Consider the following 24,956-nt stretch of genomic DNA (forward strand, 5'->3'; position numbering starts at 1 on the left):
ATAATAATGAAGTACTAATCAAGTGGCAAATACTCGTTTCATTATGCATGTGCTTTATAAACGGCTAAACTTTCGTAAAAATTTATAAGCTAAACATGTGCTGATAATCATAAATGTAACTGCCCAACATTATAAGCACCATAAAAAATACCAACAAACATATAGTCATTGGTATTTTTTATTACTTATTCAACTATTTTATTACTTTCTTTAATATCATATTCACCTACATCATTACCATAGAAACGATTGTATCGACGTTTAAATAATTGGAATAAATGAGTAACTAATACTTTTAAAATAGCATATCCCGGAATACCTAAAATAACGCCTACAATACCAAGCAATTTGCCTGCACACAGTAAAATGAAAATGATTGTAAGTGGATGAATCTTAAGTGTTTTACCCATGATATTTGGTGAAATGAAGTGCCCTTCAACAAATTGTACTAAAGTCCATACTACTGCTAATTTTAAGAGCATCCACGGCGATGTTATAGCAGCTATTACAATAGCTGGAGAAATCGCTATAGTAGGCCCTAAATATGGTACAACACTTGTAACTGCCGCAATACTAGCTAATACTAAGCTATATTTCAACCCGATAACCGAATAACCGATAAACAACAGTATACCGATACAGAATGAAACGATAATTTGTCCTTGAATGTATGAACCAACTTGAACACTCATTTTTTCAAGTAGATCATGAAAATCTTTTCGGAATTTCGGTGGCATAATATTCGTTGAAAATTCTTTGAAGTGATGTCCATCTTTAAGCATAAAGAATAGTACAAATGGTGTTGTGACAATCACAACGCCAATATTAGCAATCGTTTCTGCAAACGTTGCAATTTTAGACCCAAAGCCATCTGTAAATTCACTTAACATAGATGGTATTTTCTTAGGTAAAGAATTTAACCAATCATTAATTTGACTATAATACGAAGAGAAAAACGTATTATTTGCTATTTTATCAATAGAATTAATTAATTTTTCTAGATATTGCGGTGAATTTTTAACTAAACTATCTACTTGCGAACCAATAATAGGTATCAATAAATTAACAATTAACGTAATAACACCTACTACAGCTAGATAAATAATAGAAATACCTGCAACTCTTGGTATTCTATAACGTTCCATCATATTTACGATTGGGTTAAATAGATAGAATAGAATTAAAGAGACGATGATAGGTGCTGCTATCGTCTTAAAAACGATGATAAAAGGATCAAAAACATATGATACTTTTTCGAAAATAAAAATAACAATACCCAACAATACTAGCGCTATTAATGAGAAGACTAAATCATTCCCACCAACAAACTTCATATACCGTGATTCGGTAAATTTTAAAAAATTCTTTCTTATATTCTTTTCATTTTCATTCAATTATAGATTCACCACCACTTAAAATATTCATAAGATGTTGTATAAAAACAGTCCACTTATGTAAAATTACTAACATCAATGATACCATACAAATACCCTTTACAGTAACGAAACGCCCGTGTAATACACTTAATTTAGGATTGATTAATCCTTTCTTCAAAATGATGAATGTGTAATGTTAAATATATAATTTCAGACTCACTGATATTAACATCAAATTGTTTTTGTATCATAGTTAAAATTTTATATGCTGTGTTATAGCAAATCGGATAGTGATTTTTAATCATAGACACAAAATCATCTTGTGCATGTATATATTCTTTTCTTCTTAATCGGCGAATTAAAAATTGTACGTGCCTTATAAAACGTTGGTATTGTAATGATTCCTTATCAACAGTTGTCACAAGGTCTGATTCAATGATATCTATACCTTTTTTAATAACATTATTGATCAAGGTCATCTCATGCATAGATAAATCTTCTGTATTAGATGCAATATGTAATGCAATAAATCCTATCTCATCTTCAGGAAAATGTACATCTAATGCTGCATTTAACTGATCAATCACCTGTTTAGCAATATGATATGCATCACTATATAACTGCATAGTTTCCATAACAAATGGATTGCTAATAACTTGATTTTGTTTTAAGCGTTTATAAGCAAATATAATATGATCCGTTAATGAAACTACAAGTTGTTTTGAATCAACATTCATCGCAGTATTAGAAATAAAATTCAACGAATCAATAATTACTTGTAATACATTATCATCAGCGATTTCAACTAAACTTTTATAATGTGCTTTTTGTTGCTCACTTTCTAATTTATAAATTTTCTCTATTGTAATAGTTTGGTCGTTTAACGCCATTCCCTCTTTTTTGTTAAAACCAATACCTTTACCGATTAAAATAACTTCTTGATCATTATTAGTACATACTACGACATTGTTGTTCAATGTTTTAGTAACAATATATTCTCCCATTATCATCACCTATTTTTCTATTATTAAGATTATATATCGGAAATGTCTAACTTGAAAGTATAATAATTTAAATACTTGTGTTCTATTACACGCCTATCCTATATGATATATCTTAATTTAATTTCGATGCCTCTCAAAGTGGAATAACTATAATAAAAAAATCTGACTCCCATATTTACAAATAATTCTATTTATTTATATATTATCTGAATTAATACTCAATACAAACTAAAACGTACTATTAAATTGTGCAAAGCTAAAATAAATTTATATTCATCTATCCAACAATATGTCTTATCAATGGTATAGTCTTTGCACACCAATGGAGGAAATAAATCTCAACCTTACTATATTAATATATAATCAAATCTTAGATTAACTAGTGTAATGATACAGATGATTATTGAGTACAAATTTAAAACCCTGAGATTTTCGCTTTAATTTGAAAACCTCAGGGTTTATTTGATTTTTATATAATGAATCGTTACATTAAAAATATTTATTTATCAGAGTTCTTATATTTGTTAGCGCCCCAAGCACTAATTCCAAATAAGTTAATTTCTAAGTTTTCAGGTTTAAAGACAGGGTTCTTGCCTTCTTTTTTCTGCTTTTGATAATCTTTCATCAATGCAAAAGCTACATTGGACAGTCCTATAATGGAAATAATGTTTACAATTGCCATTAAGCCCATAAATAAGTCTGCCGTATTCCATACTGTTTCTGTTTTTACAACTGCACCGACAAAGACAAGTACTACAACAAGACATCTAAAGATAAATAATATTACACGGTTTGTTGATAAAAATTCAATATTAGATTGACCGTAATAGTAATTACCTACCACAGATGAAAATGCAAACAGTGTAACTGCTATTGTTAAGAAAATACCTCCAGCAGAACCTAAATGCTCATTAAGTGCTGATTGAGTAACTGCAACACCTTGAGGTGCGTTATCACCAAATTTCAATCCTGAATATAGTAAAATCATGATTGCAGTTGCTGTACAAACCAACATTGTATCAAAGAACACACCTAATGATTGGATTAAACCTTGCTTAACAGGGTGTGGTACGGCAGCAGTTGCCGCTGCATTCGGCGCAGAACCCATACCAGCTTCGTTAGAGAATAAACCACGTTTGATACCTTGAAGAACCGCAGCACCTACAGCGCCACCAGTTACTTGTTCGATACCAAATGCACTTTTAATAATCGTACCTATCATAGGAACAATTTGATCTAAATTAAATAGCAATATTACTAAAACCATACCAATGTAAATGATAGCCATAATCGGTACAATTAACGAAGATAACGTAGCAATACTACGTACACCACCAAATATAATAATAGCTGTTACGATTGCTAAAATAATACCTGTGATTACTGGACTAATATTATATTGCGTATTTAACGACTCCGCAATTGTATTAGATTGCACTGTGTTAAATACAAATGCAAATGTAATTGTAATTAAAATCGCAAATACGATACCTAGCCATTTTTGATTTAAACCTTTAGTAATATAGTAAGCTGGACCACCACGGAATCCACCATCTTTATCATGTACTTTATAAACCTGAGCCAAAGTCGCTTCTATAAATGCACTCGCTGCACCTATAAATGCAATAACCCACATCCAAAATACTGCACCTGGACCGCCTAAAACAATCGCAGTCGCAACACCAGCAATATTACCAGTACCAACTCTCGAACCAGCACTAATCGCAAATGCTTGGAATGGCGAAATACCCTTCTTACCATCTTCTAAAGTTTCTGGACGTTCTACTAAAGCTCTAAACATTTCAGGTAACATTCGTAATTGAACGAATTTAGAACTAATCGTAAAGAAGAATCCAGCTGTCAATAATAGACCAATTAAATATTGAGACCATATTAAATCGGTACCAACATGGACAAATTCTTTAAACCATCCAGGTATTAAACTATCGAAATCTTTCAAAATAAACCCCTCGCATCCTCTACATGAATCATGTACCTTCTATAAAATTAGACCGAATTGAAACTTCAGTAAATATAGAGATACATCATCATTTCTTATACAATACAAGAGATTTATATTAGTTTGGTCAAAGTATATCGCTAATTTAACGATAAGTACTTGGTCAGCATTTAATATAAATCCCTTGAATTTAGTCAAAATTTAACATTACTGTATTTTATCATTTAATTTCGTGATTGCATATAGTTTTTAGCTAATATACATGTCTATTACTTCACCAAAATCATCTGTATCTACAATGAATGAGCCATTTGTATATTGTTCAGATTTATGAATATCATTAATTAAACCATGTTCTTCATTTGATTTTGAATATAATGTATATTGACTATGTTCACCTGTCACTACATGTGCAGCTACAATACGATGTGGATTTTTCTTTAATTCTTTTAATAAAGTTATTCCACGTTGTGCTCTTTTAGCAACTTGTAAGATTTTAAAACTAATACGTTTTAACGAGCCGCGTTGTGTGGCCATCAATATAGTATCATTTTCAGAAACACCTTCTGTCATAACAACGAAATCTTCAGCTTTAAGATTTATTGATTTAACACCAGCTGCCCTTAATCCGGTATCTGATAGTTCACTTGTATTATACGTTAATGACATACCTTTATTAGTAATGACGGTAATTAATTGATCTTTTTCAAAGCGCATAACACTAATCAAATCATCATTTTCTTTAACTTTAGTAGCAATTAAAGGTTTATTAAAACGCGTTGTTTTAAATAGAGGCACTGTACTTTTCTTAATCATACCATTTTGAGTCGCAAAAACATAAAATGCATCTGTATTAAAGTCCTTTTCATTAAAGACATTAATAACCACTTCATCTTCTTCGATAGGAACTATTTGTGATACATGTTGCCCCAATTCTTTCCAACGAATATCTGCTAATTTATGAACCGGTATAAATAGATAACGACCTTTATTTGTAAATACTAGTACGGTATCTTGCGTATTTACTTCTTGATGTTTAAGTAAACTGTCACCATCTTTTAAACCAATATCTTCAACACCGCTAGCATTAAAGCTACGAATAGAAGTACGTTTAATATATCCATGACGTGTCATACTTAAAATAACTTCTTCACTAGGCACCATAACTTCTTTGTCAATTTTAATTTCTTCAATTTCTGCTTCAATTAAAGACAGTCGTTCAGATTTGAATTTCTTTTTAATTTCATTCAATTCTTCTTTTATGACATTCAATAATGCATCATGGTTATCAAGAATATGACGTAATTGTTTGATTAATGCTTCAAGTTCTTTATGTTCACCTTCAAGCGCAACTATGTCAGTGTTTGTTAAACGATATAACTGTAACATTACAATTGCTTCAGCCTGTTCTTCTGTGAACTCGTATACTTCGATAAGGTTTTCTTTAGCGTCACGCTTGTTTTTAGAGCTACGAATCAATTCGATTACTTTATCTAAAATTGACAACGCTTTAATCAAACCTTCAACGATATGCATACGTTTTTCTGCATTATCTAATTCAAACTTCGTTCTATTTGCAACAACCTCAATTTGATGATTCAAATAACTATCTATAATTTGACGAATACCCATCAATTTTGGACGACCATCACTAATAGCGACCATGTTGAAATTATATGAAATCTGTAAATCAGAGTTTTTATAAAGATAATTTTTGATTGATTCACTGTTCACATCTTTTTTCAATTCAATTGCTATTCGTAAACCAGTTCTATCAGTTTCATCACGTACTTCAACGATACCATCGACTTTTTTGTCAGCACGTAATTCATCGATACGTTTTACTAAGCTACTTTTGTTCACTTCATATGGAATTTCAGTAATAATTAACTGTTTACGTCCATTGCGTAAAGTTTCTTCTTCAACTTTAGAACGAACTATAATTCTACCTTTACCTGATTCATAAGCTTTTTTAATACCATCAATACCTTGAATAATACCACCAGTTGGAAAATCAGGACCTTTAATATATTTCATTAATTGATTGACTGTAATATCCGGATTATCAATATATTTAAGTGTTGCTTGAATCACTTCAGCTAAATTATGTGGTGGTATATCTGTCGCGTAACCTGCAGATATACCTGTAGAACCATTCACTAGTAAGTTAGGAAATCTTGATGGCAATACCATTGGTTCGAGTGTCGTATCATCATAGTTTGGAATGAAAGAAACTGTCTCTTTATTAATATCACGTAATAACTCTTCAGCTAGTAAGCTTAACTTAGCTTCAGTGTAACGCATTGCCGCTGGCGGATCATTATCGATACTACCATTATTACCATGCATTTCTATTAAGACATGTCGTAACTTCCAGTCTTGACTTAAACGGACCATTGCTTCGTACACTGAGGAGTCTCCATGTGGATGATATTGACCAATAACATCACCGACTGTTTTCGCACTTTTACGGAAATTTTTATCGTGTGTATTACCACTTGAATACATTGCATATAAAATACGACGTTGTACTGGTTTTAAACCATCACGAACATCTGGCAATGCACGCTCTTGAATAATATATTTACTATATCTTCCAAAGCGATCACCTAAAACATCTTCAAGTGATAAATCTTGAATTATTTCACTCACTAGATTTCCTCCTCATCAAATTGATCATTTTCAAGCACTTGTACTTCAGAATTATCTAAAATACTTTGGTCCTCTTGCATACCAAACTCAACGTGCTTTTCAATCCATTCACGTCTAGGTTGTACTTTGTCACCCATTAATGTTGTTACACGTTTAGATGAACGCACTTCATCTTCAACTTGTACACGAATTAAAGTTCGTGTTTCTGGGTTCATCGTCGTTTCCCATAATTGTTCAGGGTTCATTTCACCCAAACCTTTGTAACGTTGTAACGTGAAGCCTTTACCAAGTTCTTTTTGCAATTTATTAAGCTCTTCGTCTGTCCAAGCGTATTCAACTCGCTTTGTTTTGCCTTTACCTTTTTCCAATTTATAAAGTGGAGGTAAAGCAATAAATACACGACCTGCTTGAACAAGCGGTTTCATATATTTGAAGAAGAATGTTAACAATAGCACTTGAATATGCGCACCATCAGTATCAGCATCAGTCATAATAATTACACGATTATAATTACTATCTTCAATTTTAAAGTCAGTACCAACGCCTGCCCCGATTGTGTGGATAATTGTATTAATTTCTTCATTTTTAAAAATATCTTCTAGACGTGCTTTCTCTGTATTAATTACCTTACCACGTAATGGTAATATCGCTTGGAATTTGCGGTCTCGTCCAAGTTTTGCTGAACCTCCCGCAGAATCACCTTCGACTAAATACAATTCATTTTTTTCAGTGTTTTTACTTTGTGCAGGTGTTAATTTACCAGATAGCAAAGTGTCTTTACGCTTGTTTTTCTTACCTGAACGAGCATCTTCACGAGCTTTACGTGCAGCTTCCCTTGCTTGTTGTGCTTTAATCGCTTTTTTCACAAGTGATTTAGACAATTGTCCTTTTTCTTCTAAATAGAATGGCAATTTGTCTGCAACAACTGAATCAACAGCACTTCTAGCTTCAGAAGTACCCAATTTAGATTTCGTTTGTCCTTCAAATTGTAATAATTCTTCTGGAATACGTACAGACACAACAGCTGTTAAACCTTCACGAATATCATTACCATCTAAGTTTTTATCTTTTGTTTTAAGTTCATTAATACGACGTGCATAATCATTAAATACACGTGTCATTGCTGTTTTAAAACCAACTTCATGTGTACCACCATCTTTAGTACGTACATTATTTACAAAACTTAAAATACTTTCTGAATATTGATCATTATATTGGAAAGCTACGTCTACCTCTATACCATTTGCTTCACCTGAAAATGTAGCCACGTCATGCAAAACTTCTTTTCCTTCATTGACATAACTAACAAACTCTTTGATTCCTTCTTCATAATGGTAATGCTCTTGACGCTCTTTACCACTGCGTAAATCATTAAGCGTTATTTTTAAATTTTTCAATAAGAACGCAGACTCTTGTAGTCGTTCACTTAAAACATCAAAATTAAATGATGTAGATGCTTTAAAAATTGTGTCATCAGGTTTAAATGTTACTTTGGTACCTGTTTTCTTAGTTTTACCTTTTTTCACTAAACCAGAAGATGGCGAACCACCGTTTTTAAAACTTTGATGATATATATTACCATCTCGATGGATTTCAACTTCAAGCCATTCACTCAATGCATTTACAACTGAAGCACCAACACCGTGAAGACCACCTGAAGTTTTATAGCCGCCTTGTCCAAATTTACCTCCTGCATGTAAAACAGTAAAGATAACTTCGACTGTCGGTTTACCTGATTTATGTATACCTGTTGGCATACCACGTCCATTATCTTCTATAGAAATACTACCATCTTTATTAATTGTTACATCTATTTCGTTACCGTAACCATTCAATACTTCATCGACGGAGTTATCGACAATTTCATATACTAGATGATGTAATCCCCGTTTATCAGTTGATCCAATATACATACCAGGTCTTTTACGAACTGCTTCTAACCCCTCTAAAACCTGTATTGAATCATCTGAATAATTATTTTGTTTATTCATTGCCAATGATTTCGCCTCCTGCAAACGTACGTTCGTTTTTAAAACTATACAATAGTTATTCTTATATAAATCAGCGTAAAATGCAAGTATCAATTAACTTTCATAGCTTAATTCCATATATTAATCCCCGTTTTTAAAATTTTTAGCCGTAATTTAAACGAATATGATAAAATAGTCCTAAGATATTAAAGGATGTGTAATATTTATGATGATAATCGTCATGTTACTACTAAGTTATCTTATCGGCGCTTTCCCAAGTGGATTCGTAATTGGAAAATTATTTTTCAAAAAAGATATTAGACAATTTGGTAGTGGTAATACTGGCGCTACTAATAGCTTTAGAGTATTAGGTCGTCCTGCAGGATTCTTGGTAACATTTCTAGATATTTTCAAAGGGTTCATAACTGTTTTCTTCCCTTTATGGTTACCAGTTCACGCAGATGGCCCTATTAGTACTTTTTTTACAAATGGTTTAATTGTTGGCTTATTCGCTATACTTGGACACGTTTATCCTGTTTATTTAAAATTCCAAGGTGGCAAAGCTGTTGCAACTAGTGCAGGTGTCGTCTTGGGAGTCAATCCGATACTTTTACTAATACTTGCAATTATCTTCTTTATTGTATTGAAGATTTTTAAATATGTTTCTTTAGCAAGTATCGTTGCAGCAATTTGCTGTGTGATTGGCTCGCTTATCATTCAAGACTATATTTTATTAGTCGTTAGTTTCTTAGTTTCAATCATATTGATAATTAGACATCGCTCTAATATCGCAAGGATTTTTAGAGGCGAAGAACCTAAAATAAAATGGATGTAACAATTTTTTGACATTAGTCCATCATTGCATATTTTTTTGCAGTTGATGGATTATTTTATTTTTGCAAAAACAATTTTTTTAACTTAAAATTCAACTATACTTAGTTTTTTTACAAGAACATTTGATACCGAGACATAAATCAATGTCATAGGCTCCACAATGTTATATTAGCTGTAGTTAACCGAACGAAATGCGCTTATAACTAGGTTTTTTCAATTCTGGTCGGGGGGTCCCAACATAGAAGCTTATGGAAATTCAGCTTACAATAATGAGCAGGTTGGGGTGGGCTCCAACACAGAGAATTTCGATAAGAAATTCCACAAATAATACAAGTTGGCCCACTCCCATTCTGTAATAAATATAGGAGGTCATTGTTATGCAAATAGAACTTACTGATGCAGCAGTAACTTGGTTTAAAAATGAACTTGAGTTGCCTGAAAATAATAAAGTGCTCGTGTTTTTTGTAAGATATGGTGGCGAATTCCAACTCAAGCAAGGATTTAGTCCTGCTTTTACAGTCGAACCAAAGGAAGACGTTGATATTGGCTATGAACAACAATATGACGATTTAAATGTTGTCGTAGCGGAAAAAGATTTGTGGTACTTTGAAGATGACCACATTATTGTAAATGTAGTTGATCACGAAGATGAAATTTCTTATTCCACAAAATAACTAAAATAAAACGAACTTGTTTACACATTCTGATGTGTACTGAACCTCGGAAGTTGTACTTTGGTTTAGCACATCTGATGTTGTATGAACAAGTTCGTTTTTGCTATATATTAGCTTATCTTCACGCTAATTACATTAATGTTAACGTATTGGCTATTTTTTATAGATTAATTGTTAATATTGCCTCTCCAAACATTTACAGTAACTTATAAAGAATCAATACCATCCATTATCTCTACTGTTTTCCCTTCATTATTGAGCGTTTGCACTTTACTATAGGCTTCATGCCAATCTGGGAAATAACGATCCAACCGTATAGGCTTAAAAGTATCTTCTTTAATGCAAATCAATTCTGTGGAACCTGTAGTTGCAAGTTCACCTTTTTCATTAAAAATCTCATATTTATACACTGAACGTAATCTCGAATATTTTTCAACCCAAGTTTTAACTTTAACTTTTTCTGGATAAAAAATAGACTTTTTATAATTGACATTGAGGTCAGTCACAGGTGAAATGATTCCTTGTTTTTCCATATCAGCATAACTAAAACCTAACTTCGATATATAATCCAACCGCGCAACTTCAAACCAAGTTGCATAATTCCCGTGATAAATTACACCCATCTTATCAGTTTCAGCATAACGCGCTTCTATTTCTGTAATACTATATATCATTTTAAGCCTTCTTTCAGTTTAACTTTATATCTCATTCTAACATAAAATACAAGAAGAGGCCGGCCAAGAACACAAAGGTTTTGAACCGACCTATTATATCATAAAGTTTATAGAAGTATTTTTGAGCACTATCAAAGTGCCTCAAATACCGATTAAAATTTTACTGTGATATCTATTTTTTATTGCGCTAATTTATTTCTTAAAACCATTTGTAAAATTCCACCGTGACGATAGTAATCCATTTCAACAAGTGAGTCAAAACGAACCATAGCGTCAAATTCTACCAAATCACCATCTTGCTTCTTAGCAGTAACTTTGACGTAGTCATGTGGTTGAACATTTTCATCAATATTAACAGAAATTTCTTCTGTACCATCTAGACCAAGAGAATCAGCTGATTCACCTTTTTTAAACTCTAATGGTAATACACCCATCATAACTAAATTTGAACGATGGATACGTTCATAACTTTGTGCAATAACTGTTTTAACACCTAATAAGTTTGTACCTTTTGCTGCCCAGTCACGAGATGAACCCATACCATAATCGTTACCAGCTAATACAACTAAACCTGTACCATCTTCTTTATATTTCATTGCAGCATCAAAGATAGGCATTACTTCATTTGTTGGCCAATAAGTTGTAAAACCACCTTCAGTACCTGGCGCTAATTGGTTTTTAATACGTATATTAGCAAACGTACCTCGAACCATTACTTCGTGATTACCACGTCTTGAACCATATGAATTAAATTCACGAATAGGCACTTGGTGATCTTGTAAATATTTACCAGCTGGCGTATCTTTACCAATTGCACCTGCTGGAGAGATGTGGTCAGTTGTCACAGAATCACCGAATTTACCCATAACACGTAAACCATTTAATGGAACAATCGTACCCGGTTCTTTGGATAATCCTTGGAAGAACGATGGATTTTGAATGTATGTTGAATTAGGATCAAAGTCATATAGAGGTTGATCAGTTACATCAATCTCATTCCATAATTCGTTGTTATTGTAAACGTTATTATATTCTTCAATAAATAATTCAGGCGTTACAATACTATCAACGGTATCTGAAACTTCTTTAATTGATGGCCAAATATCTTTCAAATATACATCTTCACCGTCATTACCTTTACCAATAGGTTCATTTTGTAAATCAATATCAACCGTTCCAGCTAATGCATAAGCAACAACTAATTGTGGTGAAGCTAGGTAATTGGCTTTAACAAGAGGATGGATACGACCTTCAAAGTTACGGTTACCAGATAATACAGATGTCACTAATAGGTCCTCATCAGCAATCGCTTTTTCAATTTCTGGTAATAAAGGACCTGAATTACCGATACAAGTTGTACATCCATAACCAACCAAGTTGAAGCCTAAATCATCTAAATAAGGTTGTAAGCCAGCATCTCTTAAATATCCGGTAACAACTTTTGATCCTGGTGCTAGAGAAGTTTTAACGTATTCAGGAACTTTCAAGCCTTTTTCAACTGCTTTTTTAGCAACTAAACCTGCACCTAACATTACATAAGGGTTAGATGTATTTGTACATGATGTAATTGCTGCTATTGCAATATCACCTGTTTTCATTGTAGCTTTTGATCCATCTTTAAAGTTAATTTCAGCTTTCTTATCAAATTCACTTTTATCTAAACCGTGTCCTTGGTTGCCTGCTGGAGCTGTTACAGAATTTTCAAATGATGATTTCATATCACTTAAGAAAATTAAATCTTGAGGACGTTTTGGTCCTGAAAGCGATGCTTCAACTGTTGATAAATCCAATTCGATAACATCTGTATAATTAGGATCTTCTTTCTCAACATCAAAGAACATATGGTTTTGTTTCAAATATTCTTTTACTAGCGCGATATGTTCGTCTGATCTACCAGTTAACTTCATATATTTAAGAGATTCATCATCAACTGGGAAGAATCCGCAAGTTGCTCCATACTCTGGTGCCATGTTTGCAATTGTAGCACGGTCTGCTAGTGGTAAATGTTGTACACCTGGACCAAAGAACTCCACAAATTTACCAACAACACCTTTTTTACGTAGCTCTTGAGTTACTCTTAACGCTAAATCAGTTGCTGTTGCGCCTTGTGGTAATGAATTTACTAGTCGTACACCAATAACCTCTGGAATTGGGAAATAAGAAGGTTGTCCAAGCATTCCAGCTTCAGCTTCAATACCACCAACACCCCATCCTAGTACGCCAATACCATTTATCATTGTTGTATGTGAATCAGTACCAACTAATGTATCTGGAAATGCAGTTTTTTCACCATCTACATCACGAACATGTACAACACTTGCTAAATATTCTAAGTTAACTTGGTGAACTATTCCAGTTGCAGGAGGAACTGCATTGTAATTATCAAATGCTTTCGTTGCCCAATTTAAAAACTGATAACGTTCATAGTTACGTTCAAATTCTAATTTCATATTACGTTCAAGAGCTTCTGGATTTGCATAGCTATCCACTTGAACTGAGTGGTCAATAACTAAATCCACCGGTACTTCTGGATTAATTTTAGTAATATCTCCCCCAACGTCATCCATTGCTTTACGTAAAGAAGCTAAATCAACTACGGCTGGTACACCTGTGAAATCTTGTAAAATAACACGAGAAGGTTTAAATGGTACCTCGCCTTCATTTCCATCTTTTCCAAACTGACTTAAAGCTTTAATATGATCGTCTGTAATTACAAAATCATCTTCTTGACGAAGTAAAGATTCTAACAAAACACGAATTGAATAAGGTAAATTGGAAACTTTAGTAATACCTTGCTCTTCTACAGCTTTTAAATCATAGTAAGTATAACTTTGGCCATTCAAGTCAAAATGTTTTTTTGATTGCTCTTTAAAATTTGCAGCCATTTAATGATCCCCCTTGATACATTTTTATATTTATATGCCTTGATTAAATTGTATTATTATATTTATTGATAAACAACTCATCATGCTTAGAAAACGCTTAATTTAGGTTTTGACTTTTTAATCAGAGTATATAAGCAAAACTTATCATACAGGTAAGGTGTAATAAGTATTTTTTATTAATTGAGAATAATTATCAATTTCGTGAATGATTCAATTCAATTTTCAAACGTATTATTTCATTGAGCAGAAAGAAAATTGTGGCGCCAAACTTTAATATTTCTTTTCAATGTCATTCTTTTGATGGGAGTGGGACAGAAATGATATTTTCGCAAAATTTATTTCGTCGTCCCACCCCAACTTGCACATTATTGTAAGCTGACTTTTCGTCAGCTTCTGTGTTGGGGCCCTCACCCCAACTCGCATTGCCTGTAGAATTTCTTTTCGAAATTCTCTGTGTTGGGGCCCCTGACTAGAATTGAAAAAAGCTTGTTACAAGCGCATTTTCGTTCAGTCAACTACTGCCAATATAACTTCGTAGAGCATAGAATATTGATTTATGTCCCAGCCTGAGTTAATTTTTTATAAAAGTATAGTTAATTTGCGTTTATACCGTCAAACTTCACTTTAGCTTTGTCAAACCCCTTTCTATTAAGTTGCGAGAAATAAACCTATCTTAAAATATAAAAAAATCGAGAATTCGTAGTTTAATAACGAAATTCTCGTTCTTATCCTTTTGAATATTCTCAATTTTCCACAAAAACAAACAAGTAGTATATCTGTTCTAGCTACTAGAATGACATACTACTTGTTATTAAAATACTTAACTAAACTTTATTAGTTATCTTTTTTCTCTATATTTCTACGTGACTGACGCTTTTCAAGAATGTCAGATTCATAATCTTCTTGTTGACTCTTGATATATTCTTGTAAGCGATGTTTATTCGGAGTCAATGTTAAACCTAGGAATTTACGTTCTTGGTTCGCATCCTTGTAGAAACTTACCATCATGAGTATGACGACAAAGGAGAATGGGAATGCACTTATAATTGCAGCACTTTGAATCGCATTTAAAGCTTCAGCGCCATTACCGCCACCAGCTAATAAAAGTACAAATGCTATTAAGGCCTGTGAAATTCCCCAAACAACTTTTACCATACTAGATGGATTTAATGAACCAAATGTTGTTTGCATTCCTAATACAAATGTTGCTGAGTCAGCAGATGTAATAAAGAATGATGCAATTAATAATAATGCAATCAACGATAAAACAATGCCAAATGGCACATGATTAAACACTCCAAATAGCTGTGTTTCAGGAGTCATATCAAAAATTTCTTTGTGTTTCTTACCTGTCTCGATGCCTAATACACCAAAGACACTAAACCAAACAAAACTAACAATTGCTGGAACTAGCAAGACACCAGAAATGAACTCTCTAATTGAACGTCCTTTTGAAACTCGTGCAATAAACACTCCAACGAATGGGCTCCAACTTAACCACCAACCCCAGTAATAAAGTGTCCATGAAGACATCCATTCACGTTTTTGAGGATTTAAAGCTGCTGTATCAAAACTATTAAACAAGAATGTGTTTAGTAAACTACCCGTAGAGCTAGTTAACATATTTAAAATAAGAACAGTTGGTCCAACAATTAAAGCAGCTACCATTAAAATAGTACCTAAACCAATGTTCAAGTTACTTAAGTATTGAATACCTTTACTTAATCCAGACCATGCACTTGCTATAAATAAGATAGTAACAACAATGATGATAATCGCTTGTACAAACGTATTGTTTGGAACATTGAACAAGTAATGTAAACCACCATTAATTTGTAGAGCACCCATACCTAACGAAACGGCTACCCCAACGATTGTCGCAAATACAGATAAAACGTCAATAAAAATCCCAATAGGACCTTCTACTTTATCACCTAAAAGAGGACGTAAAGTTCTAGATAATAAACCTGGTTCACCTTTACGGAATTGCGAATATGCCAACGCTAACGCAACAACACCATAAACAGCCCAAGCATGGAATCCCCAATGGAAAAATGTTGAACGTAGAGCTTCAGTATAAGCTTCAGTAGTTTTGGGATCTGCTGTAGGTGGCGTAGCAAAGTGCGCCATCGGTTCAGCTGCACCATAAAACACCAAACCTATCCCCATACCAGCACTAAACAACATAGCAAACCATGAAATTGTATTAAACTCAGGTTTGTCATTTGGTTTACCTAGTTTAAGTTTTCCAATAGGACTAAAAATAAGGAATATACAGAAGAACACGATAATCGTAGTAAGAATAAGATAATACCAACCTAGCTTTTCTGTAATCCACATTTTAATATTATTGGTAACATAGTTGAATTGTTCAGGTAAAAATGCACCAAGTAATACGACTATAGCAACAACAATTGCACTATAGATGAAGACTGGTGAATACTTCTTTCCATTTGGATTCTCTGGTGAAGAAGAATTCATAATTAATTACTCCCTTCAATTCTATATTTAATTTTATGTAGTAGAATAAAAATATTATCTAAACATTTTATTCAATAACTCACGCACCTTTATAGGATAACAAAGGTCTTTGCGATAATCAAATTTTCTTGAATAATCTATTTTCTAATTTTTTTATTTGTTGTATAATTGAGGTTACATTTAAAAAAGAGAGGTTGAGTGTAATGTTAAAAGAATTCAAAGAGTTCGCCTTAAAAGGTAACGTCTTAGATTTAGCAATTGCTGTTGTGATGGGTGCAGCTTTCAACAAGATTATATCTTCATTAGTAGAAAATATCATTATGCCATTAATTGGTAAAATTTTCGGATCAGTTGATTTTGCTAAAGAATGGTCATTCTGGGGTATTAAATACGGTTTATTTATCCAATCTGTTATCGACTTTATTATCATCGCGTTTGCTTTATTCATCTTTGTTAAGATTGCAAATACATTAATGAAGAAAGAAGAAGCCGAAGAAGAAGCAGTTGTGGAAGAAAATGTTGTGTTATTAACTGAAATCAGAGATTTATTACGTGAGAAAAAATAATTTTTAAATAAAAAGAGATGGGCTAAGGTTGTTCTATACATTCCAAAGTACCATCTCTATTTTTTATGTTTTAATTTCTTTTGAATCTTGTTGAACTCTGATATTGATCTGATTTCACTTCTAAAACTAAAGGTATTCTATTTTTCAATTCGCTCACATGTGAAATAATCCCAACCATTCTACCAGTTGATTTAAGATTTAATAAAGTGTCTAACGCTGTTTCAAGCGTTTCTTGATCTAATGTACCGAATCCTTCATCAATAAATATTGATTCTAGTGAAATACCTCCTGATTGCTGCTGTACAATTTCGCTTAACCCTAAAGCTAATGCAAGCGACGATTGGAAAGTTTCTCCACCTGATAACGAGCTAATATGTCTAGACTTATTTGAATGCAAATCAAATACATCAATTTCTAGGCCACTAAGACCATGAGAAACCGCTTCTCGCCTAATTAGTTGGTATCGATTATCTGACATTGTTGCTAATCTCAGATTTGCTTGAGCAATAATTTGATCTAAATAGTAAATTAAGACGAAGTTTTCCAATGTAAGATTTTTGTTATTCTTACCACTGACAATCTCAGCCAATTGAAATATTTCTTGTTGATCCTTTAATTCTTGATTTAAGTAATTAATATGCGAAACTATAGATTGTGTTTTATTAATATTATTTTGACATTGATAATGAACAGCAGAGTATTCATCTATCAGTGTATTCATCTTTCCTTTTTTTAGTTCATAGTCATCTTTTAATTTATCAGAGTCCAATAACTCTTTATCTTTGGTTAATGATTCTAACCTAGCTATTTCCATTTCAAATTCATGATAACGTTTTTTATAAGTATCCCTTTTCTGCTCTAATTCCTCTTGCTCGCCCCTCCAGGCTATTATTTCATTTATATCATTGTCGTCAGTTAAATTCAGCCTCGACATTTCCATTTCAATAGATTGTTCATTCAATTCTAAGTCATTATTGTAAGTTTCTAGTTGGTTTTCATAGTGATTTAGATTATTTTGCTCAATTAACTTTCTTTGAGATAATTGTATTAACTTATCTTCAATCTGGTTTAAGAGTTCTTGATGTTGATTCACATCTTGTACATACTTCTTATAATCCACCTCAAAATTAGTGATATTATTATATTTCGAGAGTGTTTCAAATTCAGTGATGAGATCTCGACATAATTTCAACTCAGATTCATTTTTATTTAGACGCAATTGCTTATTATGAATTTGCAACGTTAAATTATCTTTTTCTTCTTTCATTTGTTCTATAAATTTATTAAGCTCTCTTTGATTATTCAATGCATTTTCATTTTCTAGCAGACGCTTATTCAATACTTCGAGTGAGAGATCACTTTGCGTTTTAATATTAATATTCGATATTTTTTCATTAACAAATTTAACTTCAGAATTATGTACAGCAATATTCGATTTCATAGTGTGGATATTTGCTTCAATTTCTTTAATTTCATTTTGACGTTTAGCAATACTGTCAAAATCAATATGATGCCCTAAATCCTGAATTTCATTACCACATATCGGACATTGATCTCCAATCTTTACAGCAGATTTAATTTCACTTATAAAGCTTTCTTTATCATTTAAGTCCAATTTTGATTTATCGTAGCGATCTAATTTTATTTCGAGATTCTTCAATGTAGATGTTTCTTCATTAATTTGATTCTCTAACTCTTGCTTACTACCTAATAGTTTATCTAATTCAGCTTTAGCTTTTTCATTTTCTTTAATTACATTAATTTCATTATTTATGTTAGTTATCGCATTATTTAGTTCGATAATTTTCTCGTAATCACTTTCGTTATTACCTATTGAATCTTCGACCTTTTCTAAACCTTCAATTAGATTATTTAATTCATCAGCTAATTGTTCACTCTCAGTTCTCAAGCGTTCAATATTGAGATAACTTTGTTGATACTTATTAATATCGTTAAATAATACTCTAGTTTTATCAATAAAAGAGATTTTACTTTCAATTAAATCTCCGTTTTCTTCTAACATTTTTTTCTCTTTGTCTATGTTTCGCTTATCACAATCAAGATTCAATATTTTATTATTGGTTTCAGAAATATCTTTTTTGCTATTAGCAATTTTAGTTTCAATTTTTTCTCTATTTTCAATATAATTCAATAGGTTTGTAATATCTTGTAACAACTTTAACTTAGCTTCAATTCCCTCTATTTCAGGTTGTTGCTCTTTCAATTGAACGAAATCAATTTTATTTTTGTTGAGTTGATTAATATTATCTTTTAATATATTATTTTCTAGTGTTTTCTTTTCTATTATTTCATATTCTTTAATAGCAGTTTCTTTACTTTCATTTACAAATGCTAGTATTTCTTTCGACCTAGCTTGTAAAAGTGGTATATTTTCAATCACTTTGTCTATCTGTTGAGTGGCAACCTCTAATAAGCCTTTTATTTTGTCATCATCAAATGATTCAATTTCTTGCCATAAAAGGTCAATTTGTTGATATCTATTCTCGATTTGAGCTTTTTCTTTTTTTACTTCTTCTTTTAATATTTCTCGTATAGCTTCAAATTTTTCACTGTCAAACAGTGTTCTTAATATCCCTTGCTTTTCACGACTGTTTGATATTAAAAAGCGTTTGAATTCACCTTGAGGCAAAATAAACAATTGTCGGAATTGATCTGCATTTACTCCTAATAATTCAATAATGAATTGGGTACCTGAAATTACTTTACTTTCTCTAATTTCATACTTGCCATCCACCATCTCAAATACATCAAATTTAGCGTTCGTTTTTGTTGTATTACCTTCTTTGATATAAGGGCCTTGTCTATGCACTTTATAAATTCGATGATTTAATTGAAATTCAAACGTTACTGACATCGGCTGTTTGCCATCAGCGAAATGACTTCTCAAATCATTTTCTTCTCTTTGTTCAGTTGATGCTTTACCAAACAAGGCATAAGTCATTGCATCAAAAATCATTGTTTTGCCCGATCCAGTCTTACCACTTATTAAAAACAATTCATTATTATCAATTTTAGAAAAATCAATTTCTTCTTTTAAAAAGGGGCCGAAATTATTCAACTTTAAATGTAATGGTTTCATTCATTAATCCTCCTTTCTCAATTCGTTTTCTAAAATGTTTTTTATCTTTTTAGATTGGATATCCGATAATTCTTTATCAGTTATATGTTTATAAAACATTTCGATGATTGACATGTCATCTTTTTCACTTATTTCTATAGCATTATTTTCTTCATTGTAATTAAAAGTTTCATTCGTCAGCGCTAAAGTATTAGGATAAATTTGTTTTAAACTCATCATTGGATCAGTAATATGAAACATATTTTTAAGTTTAAAATGTAAATAATTATCTTTATTTTTCACATGAACTTTTTCATTAATAACATCATTATATTCGCCTGAGATAATTTCCAATTGTCTAAGCGGCTTAAGAGGAATAAATAAATCGTTAATAATGCCATCGTTAATTGTTACACGTCTATACCCTTTAGCTTGACCCGCTTCCGAAAATGAATACTGCAATAAGGAGCCACTATATTTAATTTTGTCGTCTTCTATACTAAATGGATGATGCAAGTGACCTAGCATGACATAATCAAATATATCAAAAACACCTTTCTGAACTGACTCAACCGTTCCAATAGTTAATGGTCTTTCAGAATCAGATGTCTTTCCACCTTGAACAGTCAGATGACTAATTAAAATATTGACGGCATCTTCATCAATTGCCGGTGCTATTGTTTCAATACAGCGCGTAATTCCCTGTTGATGCGTTTCAATGGTGTCATCTTCAAAATAGTGTTTCATTTCGCTCACAGTAGCATAAGGGAGTGTATAAAAATTAACCCCATTTATCTCTATTGGTGAATTAATCGATGTAAAATCTGTTCTTATAAATAACTGATTATGTTCAAACCAACTCGCCCCATAGTTTAACCTCTCTTTACCATCGTGATTTCCACTAATCATAATTATTGGTATACGCAGTTCTAAATTTAACTTTCCAATCGCTTGTTCTAATAACATGATTGCATCTTTACTTGGATATGTTGTGTCATATAAATCTCCAGCTATCACAATGATATCGGGTTCTTCTTCTTTCATTTTTTCTACGAACATATCTAAAATATACGCTTGATCTTCTAAAAGCTGTTTGCCATTTAATATTTTCCCTAAGTGCCAGTCTGCTGTATGTATAATTTTCATTACTGCCTCCATATAGAACATTTGTTCGCTTTTATTTTAATATAATCATTTCACCTTTTCAAGTAAAATTAAAACCACTCATCGACTGATTTAGAAGTCGATCACAAGTGGTTTTAAAAGTAATTAATTGATTAATGTTTTCTTTAGTTTTTTGTATTTATATAGCATTGCTGCTCTCCAAGGAACAATCATACAGAATGCTAATAAAAAGAACATGCCGCCTAATTCTCCAGGATCTATTTCATTACTAATGAATATTTTCATCACAGTACGAATGATAAGTAATGAAATCAAAATAACTGGAAATGCTTTAGATCGTTTCATATAAATTTCTGTACCTTTGACTTCAAATCGAGAAGTCCAAATTAGAACTGTAGAAAAAAGCAAACCAATTATAAAGGCTTCTAGCATTTCCGATCCTGTTAGCCTAAAATATGGAACGACGTACATCAATGCACCGGTCGCCATAAAAAACGGTGGCAAAACTATTTTTTTCTCATTTACCGGATAATTTTGAGCTTTCATACGAATAACTATAACTATAGTTCCCATAAATAAAGCTACAATGATTGAAAATATTAAATAGAGCACGCAGACACCTTCTCGTTAAATAAACTCTCTGTAAATCATACAAAATGAATTATAGCATTTCTCAGTCTATTCGTCATTTTGTTAACTTTAATTTTAATAAACATATTTGTTTTTATTAATTCGATTATAAAAAGAGGCCATTTCCATATCTGGAAAATAGCCTCTATCAATTGCGAATTTACTTTTTCGCACTCTTCATATTTTGATCCATATTTTTATTCATCATCGTCATCATTTGATTAATTTTCTTCTGAGAAGGTTTTTGACCCATTTGCATCATCATCATACGAAGCATTTCTTCGTTGATTGGTGGGTTTTTCTTCAAGTAGTCCATCATATATTTTCTAGCTAAAAGGAAACCTCCAATTAAACCTAAAATTAATGCAGCTACTATAAAAATAATTGCTAACCAAGTTGCCATTGTTTCACCCGCTTTCTTTATCCTACTGAATTTTACTAAATTCATCACATTATTTCAAGAACTAGTTTATTCAAGTATTTTAATATCGATACTAAAAATAATATCAAAAATCATGCTGTTATAACAGAGCTTTTAAAGATTAATCTGAAATAGTATACTTTCATAACTTATCACTTATGATGTAGTTTAAGTGCTATACTCTAAATTTCAACACTTTAAAAGAAGCCTAAGATTATGCATCCTAGACTTCTAAACATACTCGCTTTATAAATTATTCTTATAAGCTCATAACTTGGTTTAAGATATTTTCTTTAGTAAATCCATATTTTTCAACTACTAAATCGCCAGGTGCACTTGCGCCAAAGCCGTCAATGGCAATAACTTTACCTGCAGTACCTACATATTTATGCCATCCAAGCGGTGAAGCCATTTCAATCGCAACACGTTTTGTTACGCTTGATGGAATAACTGATTCTTTATATTCTTCAGATTGTTGTTCAAATGCATTCCAGTTAGGCATTGAAACAACACGTACTGATTTACCTTGTTTTTCAAGATCTTTAGCAGCTTCAACTGCAAGACTAACTTCTGAACCTGAAGCTAATAATAGGAATTCTGGTGTCTCTTCAGAGCCATAAACTGTATAGGCACCTTTTCGAACGCCTTCTTCAACTACATCTTCTGGTACATCTAATACCGGTAAGTTTTGACGTGTCAATACTAATGAAGTAGGTGTAGATTCAGATTCTAAGGCAACTTCCCATGCTACTCTTGTTTCATTACCATCAGCAGGACGGATAACATTCATATTTGGAATGGCTCTTAATCCAGCTAATTGCTCAATTGGTTCATGAGTAGGACCATCTTCACCTACTGCAATTGAATCATGTGTGAAGATGAACGTTGCATTTAATCCCATAATTGATGATAAACGTAACGCTGGTTTTAAATAATCACTAAATACGAAGAATGTTGCACCATATGGATGTAAACCTCCATGTGCAGCCATACCATTTACAGCAGCACCCATAGCAAATTCACGTACACCAAACCACACATTTTTACCTTCAGGTGTTTCAGAACTATAATCAGTTGCATCATTTACATTGGATTTGTTTGAACCAGCAAGGTCTGCTGATCCACCAAAGAATGAAGGGACAGTTTTACTGATTGCTTGAATAACAGTACCAGAATCAGCACGAGATGCACCATTATGACCAAGTTCAAAACGTGGTAATTCATCCTTATAATTTTTAGGCAATTTACCACTAATTGCTAATTTAAATTCTTCTGCTAATTCAGGATATGTTTCTGCATATTTTTCTAATAATGAATTCCATTGAGATTCATCTTCATTAGCACGTTTTAACATAGTATTTTGGAAAATTTCGTATACTTCTTCTGAAACATTAAAACGTTTTTCAGGATCTAAACCGTAATTTTCAAATGTTAATTTTCTTTCATCTTCACCTAAAGGTGCCCCATGAACACCATTAGTTCCTGCTTTATTCGGTGAACCAAATCCGATTGTTGTTTTAACTTCGATAATTGTTGGTCCTTCTTGAGATTTAGCAGTAGTAATCGCATTATCAATTTCTTCTAAATCATTACCATCTTTAACTAGTAAGTAATTCCAACCATATGCTTCAAAACGAGCTTTTGTGTTTTCAGAAAAAGCTTTGTTTAATTCGCCATCTAATGAAATATCATTTGAATCGTATAAAACAACTAATTTACTTAATTTATTATGTCCAGCAAATGAAGCTGCTTCATGCGAAATACCTTCCATTAAATCACCGTCAGAAGCTAATACATATGTGTAATGATCTACAACATTATATCCTTCTTTATTAAATTTCCCTGCTAGGTGATCTTCTGCTAAAGCTAATCCTACTGACATAGCAAAACCTTGTCCAAGTGGTCCAGTAGTAACTTCTACACCATCTGTATGTCTGTATTCAGGATGACCTGGTGTTTTAGAACCCCATTGTCTAAATTGCTTTAATTCTTCTAATTCTAAACTACCAGAAACATGTAACAAGCTATACAATAGTGCTGAACCATGCCCTGCAGATAATACGAAACGGTCTCTATTGAAGTAATCTTTAGATTGTGGATTAAAATTCAGATGACGTGTCCACAAAGTGTAAGCCATTGGGGCAGCTCCCATAGGTAATCCTGGATGACCAGAATTCGCTTTTTCGATTGTGTCGATACTTAGTGCACGTAGCGTATCAACAGCTAATTGATCTTTTTCATTAAACATCTTGTGTATCTTCCCTTCTTCAATTTTATCAAATACATTATAACTTATTTTAAAATAAAAAGATAAGTAAAATACTTATTTCAAGTTATAATGTCAGAAAATTCTTTACAGATTTGTGATTTAATTTTTATTATCTCTTTTTTGTTGTATCTCTTTAATTTTTTCAGGTGTTACATCATTACCTTCTGGATCAATTACTTTAGTATTTTCAATTTGTTGTTTAAACCCTTTTCTAAAACTCTCAAGATAAGCTTTTCTTAAGGCTGTTTGCTCCTTTGCTTCTTCTTGAGTTAATCCTACTTCTTTTTTCTTTTTAGCTAACTCGTTAATTCTTTCGATATTCAAATCAGAATTACTCAATTAAAAAACCTACCTTC

At 32.2% G+C, this 24,956-nt stretch carries 19 protein-coding genes; 3 read left to right on the top strand and 16 right to left on the bottom strand.

What is annotated here, in order from left to right:
- Positions 1-185 precede the first annotated feature (185 nt).
- From cozEb to parE, 6 genes are all read right to left on the bottom strand, one after another.
- Positions 186-1,394: a cell elongation protein CozEb gene (cozEb, locus tag HMPREF3247_RS09415; protein WP_001004752.1), complete on the bottom strand. Its 1,209-nt coding sequence runs from the start codon at positions 1,392-1,394 to the stop codon at positions 186-188.
- Positions 1,387-1,554 carry a hypothetical protein gene (locus HMPREF3247_RS09420; protein ID WP_001788758.1) on the bottom strand — a complete coding sequence of 56 codons (168 nt, stop codon included), beginning with the start codon at positions 1,552-1,554 and terminating at the stop codon, positions 1,387-1,389. The genes cozEb and HMPREF3247_RS09420 overlap by 8 nt, the downstream gene beginning before the upstream one ends.
- Entirely contained in the window at positions 1,529-2,380 is an 852-nt protein-coding gene (gene glcT / locus HMPREF3247_RS09425; RefSeq protein ID WP_000505015.1) for a glucose PTS transporter transcription antiterminator GlcT, read from the bottom strand. The genes HMPREF3247_RS09420 and glcT overlap by 26 nt, the downstream gene beginning before the upstream one ends.
- 499 nt (positions 2,381-2,879) lie before the next feature.
- A complete protein-coding gene (locus HMPREF3247_RS09430) occupies positions 2,880-4,340 on the bottom strand; it encodes a glutamine transporter AlsT (RefSeq protein ID WP_000651160.1) in 1,461 nt (486 codons plus the stop codon).
- 249 nt (positions 4,341-4,589) lie between these two features.
- Positions 4,590-6,992, bottom strand: coding sequence for a DNA topoisomerase IV subunit A (parC, locus tag HMPREF3247_RS09440; RefSeq protein ID WP_001289569.1), 2,403 nt, complete (start codon positions 6,990-6,992; stop codon positions 4,590-4,592).
- On the bottom strand, positions 6,992-8,983 hold the full coding sequence (gene parE, locus HMPREF3247_RS09445; RefSeq protein WP_001548666.1) for a DNA topoisomerase IV subunit B: 1,992 nt from the start codon (positions 8,981-8,983) through the stop codon (positions 6,992-6,994). The genes parC and parE overlap by 1 nt, the downstream gene beginning before the upstream one ends.
- Positions 8,984-9,188: 205 nt before the next feature.
- Between parE and plsY the strand changes: the two genes are divergently transcribed.
- Both plsY and HMPREF3247_RS09455 read left to right on the top strand, forming a co-directional pair.
- The gene (gene plsY, locus HMPREF3247_RS09450) at positions 9,189-9,797 is read left to right on the top strand and encodes a glycerol-3-phosphate 1-O-acyltransferase PlsY (protein WP_000972779.1); all 609 of its coding nucleotides are present in this window, start codon (positions 9,189-9,191) and stop codon (positions 9,795-9,797) included.
- A 376-nt stretch (positions 9,798-10,173) separates the two neighbouring features.
- A complete protein-coding gene (locus HMPREF3247_RS09455) occupies positions 10,174-10,470 on the top strand; it encodes a HesB/YadR/YfhF family protein (protein WP_001165377.1) in 297 nt (98 codons plus the stop codon).
- A 206-nt stretch (positions 10,471-10,676) separates the two neighbouring features.
- Here the strand turns inward: HMPREF3247_RS09455 and menI are convergent, their stop codons facing one another.
- From menI to HMPREF3247_RS09475, 3 genes are all read right to left on the bottom strand, one after another.
- The gene (gene menI / locus HMPREF3247_RS09460) at positions 10,677-11,144 is read right to left on the bottom strand and encodes a 1,4-dihydroxy-2-naphthoyl-CoA hydrolase MenI (RefSeq protein WP_000640487.1); all 468 of its coding nucleotides are present in this window, start codon (positions 11,142-11,144) and stop codon (positions 10,677-10,679) included.
- A 179-nt stretch (positions 11,145-11,323) separates the two neighbouring features.
- Entirely contained in the window at positions 11,324-14,029 is a 2,706-nt protein-coding gene (gene acnA, locus HMPREF3247_RS09465; protein WP_000729739.1) for an aconitate hydratase AcnA, read from the bottom strand.
- A gap of 834 nt (positions 14,030-14,863) precedes the next feature.
- On the bottom strand, positions 14,864-16,510 hold the full coding sequence (locus HMPREF3247_RS09475) for a BCCT family transporter (protein ID WP_001088978.1): 1,647 nt from the start codon (positions 16,508-16,510) through the stop codon (positions 14,864-14,866).
- A 203-nt stretch (positions 16,511-16,713) separates the two neighbouring features.
- Between HMPREF3247_RS09475 and mscL the strand changes: the two genes are divergently transcribed.
- Positions 16,714-17,076 (top strand): large conductance mechanosensitive channel protein MscL, encoded by a 363-nt coding sequence (gene mscL / locus HMPREF3247_RS09480; protein ID WP_000910489.1) that lies wholly within the window; start codon positions 16,714-16,716, stop codon positions 17,074-17,076.
- Between the two features lie 70 nt (positions 17,077-17,146).
- Here the strand turns inward: mscL and sbcC are convergent, their stop codons facing one another.
- From sbcC to HMPREF3247_RS09515, 7 genes are all read right to left on the bottom strand, one after another.
- Complete coding sequence (sbcC, locus tag HMPREF3247_RS09485) at positions 17,147-20,176, bottom strand: exonuclease subunit SbcC (RefSeq protein WP_000803154.1); 3,030 nt, start codon at positions 20,174-20,176, stop codon at positions 17,147-17,149.
- A 3-nt stretch (positions 20,177-20,179) separates the two neighbouring features.
- Positions 20,180-21,301 carry an exonuclease subunit SbcD gene (gene sbcD / locus HMPREF3247_RS09490; protein ID WP_000691290.1) on the bottom strand — a complete coding sequence of 374 codons (1,122 nt, stop codon included), beginning with the start codon at positions 21,299-21,301 and terminating at the stop codon, positions 20,180-20,182.
- A 123-nt stretch (positions 21,302-21,424) separates the two neighbouring features.
- On the bottom strand, positions 21,425-21,892 hold the full coding sequence (locus HMPREF3247_RS09495) for a CcdC family protein (RefSeq protein ID WP_000966142.1): 468 nt from the start codon (positions 21,890-21,892) through the stop codon (positions 21,425-21,427).
- 93 nt (positions 21,893-21,985) lie between these two features.
- Entirely contained in the window at positions 21,986-22,084 is a 99-nt protein-coding gene (locus HMPREF3247_RS09500) for a hypothetical protein (RefSeq protein ID WP_031866183.1), read from the bottom strand.
- On the bottom strand, positions 22,071-22,313 hold the full coding sequence (locus HMPREF3247_RS09505; RefSeq protein WP_000246909.1) for a YneF family protein: 243 nt from the start codon (positions 22,311-22,313) through the stop codon (positions 22,071-22,073). Before HMPREF3247_RS09505 ends, HMPREF3247_RS09500 begins: the two co-directional genes overlap by 14 nt.
- A gap of 277 nt (positions 22,314-22,590) precedes the next feature.
- A complete protein-coding gene (gene tkt, locus HMPREF3247_RS09510; RefSeq protein WP_000481451.1) occupies positions 22,591-24,579 on the bottom strand; it encodes a transketolase in 1,989 nt (662 codons plus the stop codon).
- Between the two features lie 120 nt (positions 24,580-24,699).
- Positions 24,700-24,939, bottom strand: a complete 240-nt coding sequence (locus HMPREF3247_RS09515; RefSeq protein WP_000071351.1) for a DUF896 domain-containing protein — start codon at positions 24,937-24,939, stop codon at positions 24,700-24,702.
- Positions 24,940-24,956 lie beyond the last annotated feature (17 nt).

Source organism: Staphylococcus sp. HMSC36A10, assembly GCF_001838845.1.
GTDB lineage: Bacteria > Bacillota > Bacilli > Staphylococcales > Staphylococcaceae > Staphylococcus > Staphylococcus aureus.

Coding starts and splice junctions, on each gene's coding strand:
- glcT (WP_000505015.1), bottom strand. CDS start 2,380: ATGGGAGAATATATTGTTACTAAAACATTGAACAACAATGTCGTAGTA.
- parE (WP_001548666.1), bottom strand. CDS start 8,983: ATGAATAAACAAAATAATTATTCAGATGATTCAATACAGGTTTTAGAG.
- plsY (WP_000972779.1), top strand. CDS start 9,189: ATGATGATAATCGTCATGTTACTACTAAGTTATCTTATCGGCGCTTTC.
- HMPREF3247_RS09455 (WP_001165377.1), top strand. CDS start 10,174: ATGCAAATAGAACTTACTGATGCAGCAGTAACTTGGTTTAAAAATGAA.
- menI (WP_000640487.1), bottom strand. CDS start 11,144: ATGATATATAGTATTACAGAAATAGAAGCGCGTTATGCTGAAACTGAT.
- acnA (WP_000729739.1), bottom strand. CDS start 14,029: ATGGCTGCAAATTTTAAAGAGCAATCAAAAAAACATTTTGACTTGAAT.
- HMPREF3247_RS09475 (WP_001088978.1), bottom strand. CDS start 16,510: ATGAATTCTTCTTCACCAGAGAATCCAAATGGAAAGAAGTATTCACCA.
- mscL (WP_000910489.1), top strand. CDS start 16,714: ATGTTAAAAGAATTCAAAGAGTTCGCCTTAAAAGGTAACGTCTTAGAT.
- sbcC (WP_000803154.1), bottom strand. CDS start 20,176: ATGAAACCATTACATTTAAAGTTGAATAATTTCGGCCCCTTTTTAAAA.
- sbcD (WP_000691290.1), bottom strand. CDS start 21,301: ATGAAAATTATACATACAGCAGACTGGCACTTAGGGAAAATATTAAAT.
- HMPREF3247_RS09505 (WP_000246909.1), bottom strand. CDS start 22,313: ATGGCAACTTGGTTAGCAATTATTTTTATAGTAGCTGCATTAATTTTA.
- tkt (WP_000481451.1), bottom strand. CDS start 24,579: ATGTTTAATGAAAAAGATCAATTAGCTGTTGATACGCTACGTGCACTA.